The organism is Micromonospora sp. MW-13 (assembly GCF_003434305.1).
Lineage (GTDB): Bacteria > Actinomycetota > Actinomycetes > Mycobacteriales > Micromonosporaceae > Micromonospora.
Genome location: NZ_QKKX01000005.1, coordinates 142,223 through 154,949, shown reverse-complemented (window position 1 = coordinate 154,949; position 12,727 = coordinate 142,223). Strand labels below are relative to the sequence as shown.

The 12,727-nt window shown below is 74.7% G+C and carries 15 protein-coding genes; 9 read left to right on the top strand and 6 right to left on the bottom strand.

What is annotated here, in order from left to right; all coding sequences use genetic code 11:
- Nucleotides 1-690 (bottom strand): hypothetical protein, encoded by a 690-nt coding sequence (locus tag C5N14_RS03435; protein ID WP_117665387.1) that lies wholly within the window; start codon nucleotides 688-690, stop codon nucleotides 1-3.
- A gap of 123 nt (nucleotides 691-813) precedes the next feature.
- On the opposite strand from C5N14_RS03435, the gene pta reads away from it, so the two are divergent.
- Both pta and C5N14_RS03425 read left to right on the top strand, forming a co-directional pair.
- Nucleotides 814-2,883: a phosphate acetyltransferase gene (gene pta / locus C5N14_RS03430; RefSeq protein WP_117665385.1), complete on the top strand. Its 2,070-nt coding sequence runs from the start codon at nucleotides 814-816 to the stop codon at nucleotides 2,881-2,883.
- Nucleotides 2,880-3,998 carry an acetate/propionate family kinase gene (locus C5N14_RS03425; RefSeq protein ID WP_117665383.1) on the top strand — a complete coding sequence of 373 codons (1,119 nt, stop codon included), beginning with the start codon at nucleotides 2,880-2,882 and terminating at the stop codon, nucleotides 3,996-3,998. The genes pta and C5N14_RS03425 overlap by 4 nt, the downstream gene beginning before the upstream one ends.
- Nucleotides 3,999-4,106: 108 nt before the next feature.
- Here the strand turns inward: C5N14_RS03425 and C5N14_RS31975 are convergent, their stop codons facing one another.
- Nucleotides 4,107-4,283, bottom strand: coding sequence for a hypothetical protein (locus tag C5N14_RS31975; RefSeq protein WP_165878023.1), 177 nt, complete (start codon nucleotides 4,281-4,283; stop codon nucleotides 4,107-4,109).
- A 157-nt stretch (nucleotides 4,284-4,440) separates the two neighbouring features.
- Here C5N14_RS31975 and C5N14_RS03420 point away from each other — a divergent pair, with 157 nt between their 5' ends.
- A complete protein-coding gene (locus C5N14_RS03420; protein ID WP_243639110.1) occupies nucleotides 4,441-5,334 on the top strand; it encodes an alpha/beta hydrolase in 894 nt (297 codons plus the stop codon).
- Between the two features lie 95 nt (nucleotides 5,335-5,429).
- On the top strand, nucleotides 5,430-6,398 hold the full coding sequence (locus C5N14_RS03415; protein WP_117665381.1) for a chlorophyllase: 969 nt from the start codon (nucleotides 5,430-5,432) through the stop codon (nucleotides 6,396-6,398).
- A gap of 13 nt (nucleotides 6,399-6,411) precedes the next feature.
- On the opposite strand, the gene C5N14_RS03410 is transcribed toward C5N14_RS03415, so the two are convergent.
- From C5N14_RS03410 to C5N14_RS03400, 3 genes are all read right to left on the bottom strand, one after another.
- The gene (locus tag C5N14_RS03410) at nucleotides 6,412-7,374 is read right to left on the bottom strand and encodes a zinc-binding dehydrogenase (RefSeq protein ID WP_207892598.1); all 963 of its coding nucleotides are present in this window, start codon (nucleotides 7,372-7,374) and stop codon (nucleotides 6,412-6,414) included.
- 77 nt (nucleotides 7,375-7,451) lie between these two features.
- A complete protein-coding gene (locus tag C5N14_RS03405) occupies nucleotides 7,452-8,630 on the bottom strand; it encodes an NADP-dependent malic enzyme (RefSeq protein WP_117665379.1) in 1,179 nt (392 codons plus the stop codon).
- A 158-nt stretch (nucleotides 8,631-8,788) separates the two neighbouring features.
- Entirely contained in the window at nucleotides 8,789-9,133 is a 345-nt protein-coding gene (locus C5N14_RS03400; protein ID WP_243639108.1) for a S24/S26 family peptidase, read from the bottom strand.
- Between the two features lie 85 nt (nucleotides 9,134-9,218).
- On the opposite strand from C5N14_RS03400, the gene sodN reads away from it, so the two are divergent.
- The 3 genes from sodN to C5N14_RS03385 are packed head-to-tail and all read left to right on the top strand — an operon-like array spanning nucleotide 9,219 to nucleotide 10,583.
- Nucleotides 9,219-9,623: a superoxide dismutase, Ni gene (gene sodN / locus C5N14_RS03395; RefSeq protein ID WP_117665375.1), complete on the top strand. Its 405-nt coding sequence runs from the start codon at nucleotides 9,219-9,221 to the stop codon at nucleotides 9,621-9,623.
- On the top strand, nucleotides 9,620-10,144 hold the full coding sequence (locus C5N14_RS03390) for a GNAT family N-acetyltransferase (RefSeq protein ID WP_243639105.1): 525 nt from the start codon (nucleotides 9,620-9,622) through the stop codon (nucleotides 10,142-10,144). Before sodN ends, C5N14_RS03390 begins: the two co-directional genes overlap by 4 nt.
- 31 nt (nucleotides 10,145-10,175) lie before the next feature.
- Nucleotides 10,176-10,583, top strand: a complete 408-nt coding sequence (locus C5N14_RS03385; protein WP_117665373.1) for an ATP-binding protein — start codon at nucleotides 10,176-10,178, stop codon at nucleotides 10,581-10,583.
- Nucleotides 10,584-10,611: 28 nt separating this feature from the next.
- On the opposite strand, the gene C5N14_RS03380 is transcribed toward C5N14_RS03385, so the two are convergent.
- Nucleotides 10,612-10,998: a hypothetical protein gene (locus C5N14_RS03380; protein ID WP_117665371.1), complete on the bottom strand. Its 387-nt coding sequence runs from the start codon at nucleotides 10,996-10,998 to the stop codon at nucleotides 10,612-10,614.
- A gap of 43 nt (nucleotides 10,999-11,041) precedes the next feature.
- On the opposite strand from C5N14_RS03380, the gene C5N14_RS03375 reads away from it, so the two are divergent.
- The gene (locus tag C5N14_RS03375) at nucleotides 11,042-11,992 is read left to right on the top strand and encodes a diacylglycerol kinase family protein (RefSeq protein WP_117665369.1); all 951 of its coding nucleotides are present in this window, start codon (nucleotides 11,042-11,044) and stop codon (nucleotides 11,990-11,992) included.
- A 445-nt stretch (nucleotides 11,993-12,437) separates the two neighbouring features.
- Nucleotides 12,438-12,695 carry a WhiB family transcriptional regulator gene (locus C5N14_RS03370; RefSeq protein WP_007072794.1) on the top strand — a complete coding sequence of 86 codons (258 nt, stop codon included), beginning with the start codon at nucleotides 12,438-12,440 and terminating at the stop codon, nucleotides 12,693-12,695.
- Nucleotides 12,696-12,727: the final 32 nt, after the last annotated feature.

Sequence of the window (12,727 nt, the reverse complement as noted above, 5' to 3'; positions counted from 1 at the left end):
CTACTCGCCCGGTTCCGGGAGGGCCGGCGGGCCGACCGGGGGCGGGGCGGTCGTGGGCGGCGCGGTGCTGGGCCGCACGGTCGTCGGAGGCGCGGTGGCGCTTGGCGGCGACGCGGCGCTCCGGCTGGGACGCGGGCTGCCGGTGCCGGCCGCCGGGGGCGACGGCCGGGACGACGCCGTGGCGGGCGCGCGCCGGGTCGACGTGGCGCGGGTCGGTCCGGAAGCCGGTGTGCCGGGTTTCGCGGTCGTCGGGGCGAGGGCCGGGGCGTCCGGCGGCGCGGGCGCCTCCCAGGGTCGCTGCGTCGACTCGACGAAGGGCAGCACGTTCTCCGGGCGCACCGGCCCCCCGGCGAAGCTCAGCCCGACCAGCGCGGTGTACGCCAGCCCGGCCAGCCCGGCGGCGTACGCGATCCGCCGCAGCCGGGTCCCGCGCCGCCCGCTCGGGTCGACGAAGACCGGCGGCAGGTCGGGAACCGCGGCCAGGACGGTCGTCGGCACGTCGGTCACGGGCGGCAGGACGACCGTCGGACGGTCCGTCACGCAGAGTACGACCGTCGGACCGTCCGTCACGGGGAGTGCGACCGTCGGACCGTCGATCACGGGCCGCACCGCCGTCGGACCGTCCGGCACGGCCCACCCGACGGTCGGCTGCTCGGGCGGGGGCGGGACGGTGGTCCGGCGATCGGTCACGAGTGGCGAGTCTAGGAGGCACGGATCCTGAAGTCCCTGGTCAGCGGCCCGAGTGAGACGAGGATCCCCCAGGTCAGGATGGTGCCAGCGGCGCTGCGGGCGGCGATCTTGTAGCGTGGGTGCGTGGCCCGGAGCGTATATCTGACCAGTGTGGGTTCCGGCGGGGGAAAGTCGACCATCGCGCTCGGCCTCGCCGAGCTCCTCTCCCGACAGGTCGAGCGGATCGGCGCGTTCCGGCCGCTGGTCGCCGGCAAGGGCCCCGACCCGATCCTCGCCCTGCTCACCGACCGCTACCGGATCGACCTGCCGGTGGCCGACCTGCACGGCGCCACCTACCCGCAGGCCACGGAACTGGTCGCCGACGGCCGGCGCGAGGAGCTGATCTCCCGGCTCGTCGCGCGGTACCGGGACGTCGAGCGGCGCTGCCCGGCGATGGTGGTGGTGGGCAGCGACTTCGCCGACGGCGGGGACGGCGCGGGCCCCCGCGAGCTGGCCTTCAACGCCCGGCTGGCCACCGAGTTCGGCAGCGTGGTGGTGCCGGTGGTCGACGGCTTCGGGCAGGAGCCGGAGGCGATCGCGGCGGCGGCGCGCGGGGCGTACCACGACCTGGCGGACCTGGGCGCGACGGTGCTGGCGGTGATCGCCAACCGGGTGCCGGGGGAGATGACGCTGCCCGAGCTGCCCGTCCCCGCGTACGCCATCCCGGAGGTGCCCACCGTGTCGGCGCCGACGGTGGCCGAGGTGGCGGCGGCGCTCGGCGCCACCCTGCTGGCCGGCGACGAGGCCGCGCTCGCCCGCGACGTGCTCGACTACGTGGTCGGCGCGGCGCACGTGCCGACGCTGCTGGACCACCTGACCGAGGGCGCGCTGGTGATCACCCCGGGCGACCGGGCGGACCTGCTGGTGGCGGCGAGCGCCGCGCACGTGGCCGGCCAGGTCTCCGTGGCCGGGCTGGTGCTCACCCTCGGCGAGCGGCCCGACCCCCGGGCGATGCGGCTGGTCGAGGGGCTGAACACCGGCCTGGCGGTGCTGTCGGTGCCCAGCGACAGCTACGACACGGTCGAGGCGTCCAGCCGGATCGAGGGCCGGCCCAGCGTCGCGAACCCGCGCAAGGTGGAGGCGGCGCTCGGCGCGTTCGAGGCCTGCGTGGACACCGACGACCTGGCCCGCCGGCTGCGGGTCAGCCGGTCCGAGCGGGTCACCCCGCTGATGTTCGAGTACGACCTGATCGACCGGGCCCGGGCCACCCGCCGCCGCCTGGTGCTGCCGGAGGGGGCGGAGGAGCGGATCCTGCGCGCGGCGGAGATCCTGCTGCGCCGGGGTGTGGCCGACCTGACCCTGCTCGGCCGCACCGACGACGTCGCCCGGCGCACCCGGGAGCTGGGCATCGACATCACCGGCGCGGCCGTGGTCGACCCGGCGACCAGCGAGTGGCGCGACGAGTTCGCCACGGCGTACGCGAAGCTGCGCGCCCACCGGGGCGTCACGCTCGACCTGGCGTACGACGTGGTCGCCCACCCGAACTACTTCGGCACGATGATGGTGCACACCGGGCACGCCGACGGGATGGTGTCCGGGGCCACCCACACCACCGCCGCCACCATCCGCCCCGCCTTCGAGATCATCCGCACGGTGCCCGGGGTCTCGGTGGCGTCCAGCGTCTTCTTCATGCTGCTCGCCGACCGGGTGCTGGTGTACGGCGACTGCGCGGTCAACCCCGACCCGGACGCCGCCCAGCTCGCCGACATCGCCATCTCCTCGGCCGACACCGCCGCCCGGTTCGGCATCGAACCCCGGGTGGCGATGCTGTCGTACTCGACCGGGGACTCCGGGGCGGGGGCGGACGTGGAGAAGGTCGCGGCGGCCACCCGGCTGGTCCGCGAGCGCCGCCCGGAACTGCTGGTGGAGGGCCCGATCCAGTACGACGCGGCGATCGACCCGAAGGTCGCGGCCACCAAGCTGCCCGACAGCGCGGTCGCCGGGCGGGCCACGGTGTTCATCTTCCCGGACCTGAACACGGGCAACAACACGTACAAGGCGGTGCAGCGCTCGGCCGGGGCGGTGGCCGTCGGGCCGGTGATGCAGGGCCTGCGCCGGCCGGTCAACGACCTGTCCCGGGGCGCCACCGTCCCGGACATCGTCAACACCGTCGCGATCACCGCCATCCAGGCCGCCGCCGGGGAGTCGTCATGAGTCGGGTGCTCGTCCTCAACTGCGGTTCGTCGTCGGTCAAGTACCGGCTGTACGACGGCGACGAGGTCCGCGACTCCGGGACGGTGGAGCGGATCGGCGAGCCGGGGGGCGGCCCGGCCGACCACGAGACGGCGGTCCGGGAGATCCTCGGCCGGCTCGACCTGGCCGGGCTCACCGCCGTCGGGCACCGGGTGGTGCACGGCGGGCGGCGCTTCGCCGAGCCGGTGCTGGTCGACGACGCGGTGTTCGCGGCGATCGAGGGCCTCGTCCCGCTCGCGCCGCTACACAACCCGGCGAACCTGGCCGGCATCCGGGTCGCCCGCGAGGCGCTGCCGGGCGTGCCGCAGGTGGCCGTCTTCGACACCGCGTTCCACCACACCCTGCCCGAGGCCGCCGCGACGTACGCGATCGACCGGGACACCGCCGCGCGGTACGACATCCGCCGGTACGGCTTCCACGGCACCTCGCACGCGTACGTCTCGCGGCGCACCGCCGAGCTGCTGGGCCGGCCGTACGAGGAGCTGAACACGATCACCCTGCACCTGGGCAACGGGGCCAGCGCGTGCGCCGTGGCCGGCGGACGTAGCGTGGCCACCTCGATGGGGATGTCCCCGCTGGAGGGCCTGGTGATGGGCACCCGCAGCGGCGACCTCGACCCGACCATCATCTTCCACCTGCGCCGCGAGGGCGGCCTGGGCGTGGACGAGATCGACGACCTGCTCAACCACCGCAGCGGCCTGCTCGGCCTGGCCGGGGTCAACGACATGCGCGAGGTGCTGGCCCGCCGCGACGCCGGGGATCCGGCCGCCACCCTCGCCTTCGCCGTCTACACGCGTCGGATCACCGGGTACGTCGGGGCGTACTACGCCCTGCTCGGGCGGGTGGACGCGGTCACCTTCACCGCCGGGGTGGGCGAGCACGCCGCCGCGGTGCGGACCGCCGCGCTGGCCGGCCTGGAGCGGCTGGGCATCGCCGTCGACCCGGGGCGCAACGCCGGCAGGGGCGACCGGGTGATCTCCCCGGACGGCGCGGAGGTCACCGTCTGCGTGGTCGGCACCGACGAGGAGCGCGAGATCGCCCGGGAGACCCGCGCGGTGGCCGGGGCGACCCGCTGACCCCGCCCCCGGCCCGCTGAGCCCACCAGCGCCTCCGCCGACCCCGGCCCACTACGGCCGGTTCGGTGCGGCCGGCCTGGTGCGGCTCGGCCGGTTCGGTGCGGCCGGTCAGGCCAGGGCCAGCCAGGCGACCACGGCCACCAGCACCACCACGGCGACCGCAACGCCGGCGACCAGGGGCGTCCGGGACGCGTCCGGGGCGGTCGGCCCCCCGGCCTCCGGCGCGTGGGCGAACGCCCGGAACTGCTCTGTGTTGCCGCTCGGGTCCACATACTTGTCAGACATGGGCCAGACCATAGCCAAGGCGGCCCGGCCGAAGCGTCCCACGCGGGCGAAACGCCGCAGGACCGCCCGTTGGGGGGAGCCGCCCCCAACGGGTGGCTTCGCCGACCGGTCCGGACGGCGGGGCCGCCCCGGGCCCCGGGCCGCCTAGCGTAGGGGCGTGGGGGTACGACGGCTGGTCGCCGTGCTGATGACGGCGCTGCTGGCCGGCTGCGGCCCGGCCACCGCCGCCGCCCCCGGCGGGGAGCCGCCCGCCCGGTCCGCGCCCGCCGGGGCGTACCCGGTCGGGGTGCGGACGTTCACGCTCGACCCGGCGGGCGCGCGCCCGCTGCCGGTGACCGTCTGGTATCCGGCCGGCCCCGGCGGGGTCGCCCGGGGCCGGTTCCCGGTCGTCGTGTTCAGCCACGGGCTGCACAGCCTCCCCGAACTGCACGCCCCGCTGACCACCCGGTGGGCCGCCGCCGGGTTCGTGGTGGCCGCCCCGGCGTACCCGCACACCCGGCGCGGGGCGGTCCGGTTCACCCGGGCGGACGTACGCAACCAGCCGGCCGACGGCTGGCGGCTGATCCGGCACCTGGTCCACCTCGACGCCCGTCGGGGCGACCCGCTCGCCGGACACCTGGACGTCGCCCGGTTCGCCGCGGCCGGGCACTCGGCGGGCGGGTTCACCACCGCCGGGATGCTCACCTCCGGGCACTCCTCCCGGCTGCGGGCCGGTGTCGTGATCGCCGGGGGTGGCCTGGCCGGCGCGTTCGCCGGCCCCGCCGCGCCGGTGCTGTTCGTGCACGGCGGCGCCGACCCGGTGGTGCCGGTGACCGTCGGCCGGGCCGCGTACGCCCGCGCGCCCGGCCCGGCCGCCTTCCTCACCGTCACCGGCCAGGGCCACGGCGCGTACCTGATCCCCGGCCACCGGGGCTTCCCCCAGGTCCTGGCCGCCACCACGGACTTCCTCCGCTGGACCCTCTACGGCGACCCCGCCGCCCTCCACCGCCTCCCCACCGCCGCCCGCTCCCCCGGCACCACCACCTGGCTCTCCCGCCTCCCCACCCCCTAGTCGGTGGGGCCGAGCCCACTGCCCGGGTGATTGGCCGTTCGCCTGCCGTCGCGATGCTGGCCGGCGGCCCCGCGCCGCGAGGCACAATCGGATTCATGCCCCGTCGTCGCACCGCTGCCCTGCTGGCCGCCGCCCTGCTCACCGTCGGCGTGGCCGGCTGCTCGGGCGACCCGGGGCCCGCCTGGCGCGCCGCCGCCCCGACGGAGTCGCCGAAGGCGACCGCCCCGGCCCCGCGCGTACCGGCCGGCACCGCGCCGAGCGAGCCCTTCGCGGTCGGGGTACGTCGGCTGGAACTCAACCGGGACGGCGACCGGCCGCTGCCGGTGACGATCTGGTACCCGGCCCGGGGCACGGCCGGCGGCTCGGCGGAGCAGTCCGCGCCGGCGGCGACCGGCCGCTTCCCCGTGGTGATGTTCAGCCACGGCCTGAACGGCCGGCCGGACGACTACGCGACCCTGCTCACCCGCTGGGCGGCGGCCGGCCTGGTGGTGGCCGCGCCGACCTTCCCGCACACCGCGCGGGGCGCCGACGGCAACCCGCTGGACGTGCTCAACCAGCCCGCCGACGTGTCGTACGCGCTGACCCGGGTGCTCGCCCTCGACGCGAAGACGGGCGACCCGCTGCGCGGCCGGCTGGCCACCGACCGGGTGGCCGCGGCGGGGCACTCGGCCGGCGGGGTGACCACGATCGGCCTGTTCACCGCCGGGCGGGACGACCGGCTCGACGCCGGAGTGGTCTTCGCCGGCACCGCCCTGGGGGTGGGCACGGCGTTCGCCGGGGCCGCCGCGCCGCAACTCTTCGTGCACGGCGAGGCCGACGAGGTGGTCGGCTACGCCTCCGGCCGGGCGGCGTACGACCGGGTGCCCTGGCCCAAGGCGATGCTGAGCCTGCCGAAGGGCGACCACGGCCGGGCCCTGCTCACCGACGGCGCGGCCCTGCGGGTGGTCTCGGACACCACCGTCGAGTTCCTCCGTTGGACCCTGTACGGCGACGCGGCGGCCCGGGACCGGCTGCCGGCCGAGGCCACCCGTGGCGGCCTCGCCACCCTCGACGACCGGCTGTGAGGCCGAGGGCGGCTCAGGCCGTGTGATCGATGACGATCTTGCCGAAGACGTCGCCCGAGTACAGCCGGGCGAAGGCGTCCGCGACCCGGCTGAACGGCAGCACGCTGTCCACCACCGGACGCACGTCGTGCTCGGCGCAGAACGCCAGCAGCTCGGTCAGCTCGCCCGGGGTGCCCATCGAGGTGCCGATGATCTCCAGTTGCATGGCGAAGACCCGGCGCAGGTTGATCTTCGGCTCGTGCCCGGCGGTCGCCCCGGAGACCACGATCCGGGCCATCGGCGCGGCCGACTTCAGCGAGTGGTCGAAGGTGGCCGCCCCGACCGTCTCGATCACCACGTCGACCCGCTCCGGGAGCCGGGCGCCAGGCGCCAGCGCGGTCGCCCCCAGCTCGGTGATCCGCTCCCGCTTGCCGGGGTCGCGGCTGGTCGCGTACACCCGCTTGCCGAGCGCGACGGCGAGCGCGACGGCCGCCGTCGCGACGCCCCCGCCCGCGCCCTGGACCAACACCGACTCGCCGTCGGAGACCCGGCCCCTGGTGGTGAGCATCCGCCACGCGGTGAGCCACGCGGTGGGCAGGCAGGCGGCGTCCGTCGCGGACACGCCGGCCGGCAGGGGCAGCAGGTTCATCCGGGGTACGGCCACCCGCTCGGCGAGGGTGCCGGGGAAGTGCTCGGAGAGGATGGAGGTCCCGCGCGGGTCGCCCGGGTCGGCGACCAGCGGGTAGACGACCACGTCGCGGCCGTCCGGGTCGGTGCCGACGGCGTCACAGCCGAGGATCATCGGCAGCCGGTCCGCGCCGAGCCCCACGCCGCGCAGCGACCACAGGTCGTGGTGGTTGAGCGAACTGGCCCGCACCTGCACCGTGACCCAGTCGTCCTCGGGGTGGGTCGGCTCGGGGCGCTCGCCGACGGTCAGCGCGGCGAGCGGGTTGTCGGCGTCGAAGCTCGACGCGAAGGCGGCACGCATGATCCGCACCGTAACAAGGACCAGGGGCGTTGCGAAGGGCCTCCTCCCATCCCGAGTGCGACGGGAAGGGGCCCTTCCACCACGCCTCAGGCGCGGGCGACGCCGTCGCGGCGGGCGGCCTCGGCGACGGCCGCGGCCACCGCGGGGGCGACCCGGGGGTCCAGCGGGGACGGCACGATCGCGTCGGCGGTCAGCGCGTCGGCGACCACGCCGGCGATCGCGTCGGCCGCGGCCACCTTCATCCCGTCGGTGATCCGGGTCGCCCGGGCGTCCAGCGCGCCCCGGAACACGCCGGGGAAGGCCAGCACGTTGTTGATCTGGTTGGGGTAGTCGCTGCGGCCGGTGGCGACCACCGCGACGTGCCGGGCGGCCACCTCGGGGTGCACCTCGGGGGTCGGGTTGGCCAGCGCGAAGACGATGCCGCCGGGGGCCATCCCGGCCACCGCCTCCTCCGGGATCTGCCCGCCGGAGACGCCGACCAGCACGTCCGCGCCGCGCAGCGCCTCGGTCACGTCGCCCCGGCGGCCCTCGGCGTTGGTGTCGGCCGCGAGGGCGGCCTTGGTGCCGGTGAGCCCGGTCCGGTGCCGGCCGATGATCCCCTTCGAGTCGCAGACCACCACCCGGGCCGGGTCCACTCCCCCGGCGATCAGCATCCGGGTCACCGCCACGCCGGCCGCGCCCGCGCCGCTGACGGCCACCCGCAGGTCGCCCAGCTTACGGTTGAGCAGGGCAGCCGCGTTGCGCAGCGCGGCGAGCACGACGATCGCGGTGCCGTGCTGGTCGTCGTGGAACACGGGGATGGGCAGCGCCTCGTCGAGCCGGCGCTCCACCTCGAAGCAGCGCGGGGCGCTGATGTCCTCCAGGTTGATCCCGCCGAACGAGGGGGCGAGGGCCTTCACCACCGCGACGATCTCGTCCACGTCCTGGGTGTCCAGGCAGACCGGCACCGCGTCCACGCCGCCGAACTGCTTGAACAGCACCGCCTTGCCCTCCATCACCGGCAGCGCCGCGCGCGGGCCGATGTTGCCCAGCCCGAGTACGGCCGAGCCGTCGGTGACGACCGCGACGGTGTGCCCCGCCCAGGTGTACTCGTCGGCCAGGGCCGGGTCGGCGGCGATCGCCTCGCACACCCGGGCCACCCCGGGGGTGTACGCGAGGGAGAGGTCCTCCCGGCTGGTCAGCGGGACGGTGGAGGCGACGGCCATCTTGCCGCCGACGTGCAGTTGGAAGACGGGATCAGCGGGGTCCACAGTGGACGAAGACATGGTGACTCCAGGATCTGTCGAGCAGACGAAGCAGCCGGCGCGGGCGCAGGTGAGGCGACGAGCGGCGGTGGCGCGGTGCGGGGGGTCACCCGGGCACCTGCCGAGCATAGTGTCGCGGGCGCCACCCTGATGTGAGTAGGGTCATACTGGCGGGTAGCTCAGGGGTGACGCAGGCGGCCCGGGCGGGGCCAGTACCGGGCCACCACCCGGCCCTGCACGTCGGCCACGCCGTACACCCGGGAGTCGTCGGTGACCAGGTCGTTGTCGCCGCGTACCCACCAGCCGCCGTCCTGCGGCCGGACGGCGCGCTTGACCACCAGCAGCTCCGGGCGACTGCGGAAGACGGCGACTACGACGTCGCCGGGGTGGACGGGGCGGCCACCCCTGCGGACCAGCACGGCGTCGCCGTGGCGCAGGGTGGGCGCCATCGAGGGACCGGCCACCAGCACGGCGGCGAGCGGCCCACGCAGCCGGTCCGCGGCCCGGGATTGGTCAGGGCGCACCCGGGTTTCACCTCCGCCCCGCCGGGGAGCATGTCCAGGAGTAATGTCGTCTTGGATCATCGCAAACTTCCCATGGAGGATCCCGATGCGACTTCCGCGCATCCTCACGCCGCGCGTCACCGCCAGCGCCCACTGCGACCTGCCGTGCGGTATCTACGACCCGGCCCAGGCCCGGATCGAGGCCGAGTCGGTCAAGGCGATCGCCGAGAAGTACCAGGCGAACACCGACCCCGAGTTCCGCACCCGGGCGCTGATCATCAAGGAGCAGCGCGCCGAGCTGGTCAAGCACCACCTGTGGGTGCTGTGGACGGACTACTTCAAGCCGGCCCACTTCGAGAAGTACCCGAACCTGCACACCCTGTTCAACGAGGCCACCAAGCTGGCCGGCGCCGGCGGCGCCAAGGGCAGCGTGGACCCGGCCAAGGCCGACGAGCTGCTGTCCAAGATCGACGAGATCTCGAAGATCTTCTGGGAGACCAAGCAGGCGTGACCGCCGGCCTCACCCCGACCGTACGGCCGGCACGTTCCGAGGACGTGCCGGCCGTCGTCGCGATGGTGCACGAGCTGGCGGAGTACGAGCGGGCGCCCGACCAGTGCCACCTGAGCGCCGAGCAGCTCGACGCGGCCCTCTTCGGCCCGGCGCCGGCGCTGTTCGGTCACGTGGCGGTGGACGACGCCGACGCCCCGCTCGGCTTCGCGCTCTGGTTCCTCAACTTCTCCACCTGGGCCGGCGGGCACGGCATCTACCTGGAGGACCTGTACGTCCGCCCGGAGGCCCGGGGCAGCGGCGCGGGCCGGCGGCTGCTGGCCACCCTGGCCGCGATCTGCGTGGAGCGGGGCTACCGGCGGCTCGACTGGTCGATGATCGACTGGAACCCGGCCGCCCGGTTCTACGCCACGGTGGGCGCCGCGCCGTTGGCGCAGTGGGTGCCGTACCGGCTGACCGGGCCCGCCCTGCACGCCCTCGCGGCGCAGGCGACCGGCGGCGCGGCCGCCCACCCGTCGGCCTGACGGGGTAGAGTCCCCGCCGGGGGGATGAGGCGTGACTCAACTGACCGGCCAGCCAGCGACCGACGACGACGTGGTGCACCTCACCGTGCCCGCCGACGGCGGTTACCTCGGCGTGCTCCGCACCGCCACGGCCGGCCTCGCCGCCCGTCTCCAGTTCGCCCTCGACGAGATCGAGGATCTGCGGATCGCCGTGGACGAGGCGTGCGCCATGCTGCTCGCGATCGCCACCCGGGACGCCGAGCTGGAGTGCCGGTTCACGGTGACCGACGACGCGCTCACCGTCGAGGTGACCGTGCCCACGGTGCGCGGCGCGACGCTGCCCTCCGAGTCGTCCTTCGCCTGGAAGGTGTTGACCGCGCTGACCACGGCCGCCTCGGCGAACGCGGCGAACGGCCGGGCCACCATCTCCCTGCTCACCCGACGCGCCTCCCGCTACTGACTCCCCGCGGTGCGGGGCGGCGGGCCGGCTAGAAGCCGAGGGCCCGGGTGGCCGGCGGGCTGACCAGCAGCGCGGCCACCCCGACGCCGAGCGCCATCAGCGGCAGGCCCAGCCACCCCAGGCCGCCCTGGATCATGTACCAGCCGACCGGCAGCAGCATGAGCTGGAGGACGATCGCCGGGGCGCGGGCCCCGGCCCGGCGCCGACCCAGGGCGCCGCCGAGCCCCCACAGCGCCGCCGCGCCGCCGAGGGCGAACGCGGTCACCAGCAACGCCGACGGCAGGTCGGTCGTGTCGGCGGTGAGGTCGGCCCAGATCAGCCAGCCGGCCACCAGGCCGAGCGCGACCGCCTCCGCCCGGAGCAGCCGGACCGCCCATCGCAGCGCGGTCGGATTCCGGTCCGAGTCGATGGTCACGCGCGACACGATACCCGCGCTGGATCGCGGTACAGTGCCGCCCATGCGGGCCGTCCTGGTCGTCAATCCGAAGGCCACCACCACCAGCGAGCGCAGCCGGGACGTCCTGGTCCGGGCGCTGCGCAGCCAAGTCGACCTGTCGGTGCGGTACACCCGCCGGCGGGGCCACGCCACGGACCTGGCCCGGGAGGCGGCCGAGGAGGGCGTCGACCTGGTGGTCACGCTCGGTGGTGACGGCACGGTGAACGAGGTGGTGAACGGCCTGATGACGGCCGAGCCACCGACGATCCGCACCGGCGGAACACCCGCCGAGCGCCTGCCGGCGCTGGCCACCGTCCCGGGCGGCTCGACGAACGTGTTCGCCCGGGCGCTGGGCCTGCCCCGGGAGTGGCCCGAGGGCACCAGCATGATCCTGGAGGGGCTGCGGCTAGGCCGGTCCCGGACGATCGGGCTGGGCCGGGCCGACGACCGCTACTTCACCTTCTGCGCCGGCTTCGGCATCGACGCGGCGGTCATCCACCGGGTGGAGCAGGCCCGCCGGCGCGGTCGGGTCTCCACCCCGGCGCTGTACCTGCGGTCGACGGTGAACCAGTACTTCCTCCGCTCGGACCGGCGCCACCCCACGATCACGCTGGAGCGGCCCGGGGAGGCCGCCGTGGGCGAGCTGGCCACCGTCATCATCCAGAACACCGCGCCGTGGACGTACCTGGGCGAGCGCGAGATCAACCCGAACCCCGAGGCGTCCTTCGATCTCGGGCTGGACGTGCTGGCGATGCGTCAGCTCCGCGTGGCGAGTACCGCACGCACGGTGACTCAGGCGTTCTCCCGGGACCCGGACCCCCGAGGCCGCCAGGTGTTGCGGCTGCACGACGTGAACGAGTTCACGCTGCTCACGAGCCGTCCGCAGGCCTTCCAGCTCGACGGGGACTATCTCGGCGAGCGGGAGAAAGTTAGATTCGCATCCATTCCCGCCGCACTGAGAGTAATCTGTTAGGTCTCGGGTACAGCCCTTGGTCGAGCGGTCCCCCACACCGCACGACGCGGTGGCCGCCACACCGAGGGCGAGGTGCCGGAAATGTCAGCAATGTCACGCGGACTGTACTATATTGATCCTCGACTGTGGTACACCGGGCAACTGGATCACTCCGGAACCCGGACAAAAGGGTCGTGAGCTTGCTCACCGCCCGGAGTTTTTCCGAGCGCCACCCTTGACATCGCGTGAGTTCGTGAAAGTATTCACAAGCGAACTTGAGTTACCGGGACATTGCCTGGATACGCTCATCATGTTGAGCTGTTCCAGCAGGTCCCAGGGTCACAAGAGCCTGCTCACGCAGCGCCGAATTGATGGACGCGAACCGTCACCATTCGGCGTGCGGACGCATATAGGAAAAGCACCAAAGCAAATCTGCCACCCATCCAGAATGAGGAGTGTTGCCGCCATGGACTGGCGTCACCATGCTGTCTGCCGCGACGAGGACCCGGAGCTGTTCTTCCCGATCGGGACGTCCGGTCCGGCTCTCCTGCAGGTCGAGCAGGCCAAGGCCGTCTGCCGGCGCTGCTCCGTGACCGACCAGTGCCTCCAGTGGGCGCTCGAGTCCGGTCAGGACGCCGGCGTCTGGGGCGGGATGAGCGAGGAGGAGCGGCGCGCCGTCAAGCGGCGCGGCGGCCTCCGGGTGCTGCGCGCTCACTCCGCCTGACCGACACCGCACCACAAGGCATCCACGCCCCG

Bases quoted from the DNA above. Each gene is read 5' to 3' on its own strand.
- C5N14_RS03405 (WP_117665379.1), bottom strand. From the start codon at position 8,630: ATGTCTTCGTCCACTGTGGACCCCGCTGATCCCGTCTTCCAACTGCAC.
- C5N14_RS03415 (WP_117665381.1), top strand. From the start codon at position 5,430: ATGCCCCGTCGTCGCACCGCTGCCCTGCTGGCCGCCGCCCTGCTCACC.
- sodN (WP_117665375.1), top strand. From the start codon at position 9,219: ATGCGACTTCCGCGCATCCTCACGCCGCGCGTCACCGCCAGCGCCCAC.
- C5N14_RS03375 (WP_117665369.1), top strand. From the start codon at position 11,042: ATGCGGGCCGTCCTGGTCGTCAATCCGAAGGCCACCACCACCAGCGAG.
- C5N14_RS03425 (WP_117665383.1), top strand. From the start codon at position 2,880: ATGAGTCGGGTGCTCGTCCTCAACTGCGGTTCGTCGTCGGTCAAGTAC.
- C5N14_RS03370 (WP_007072794.1), top strand. From the start codon at position 12,438: ATGGACTGGCGTCACCATGCTGTCTGCCGCGACGAGGACCCGGAGCTG.
- C5N14_RS31975 (WP_165878023.1), bottom strand. From the start codon at position 4,283: ATGTCTGACAAGTATGTGGACCCGAGCGGCAACACAGAGCAGTTCCGG.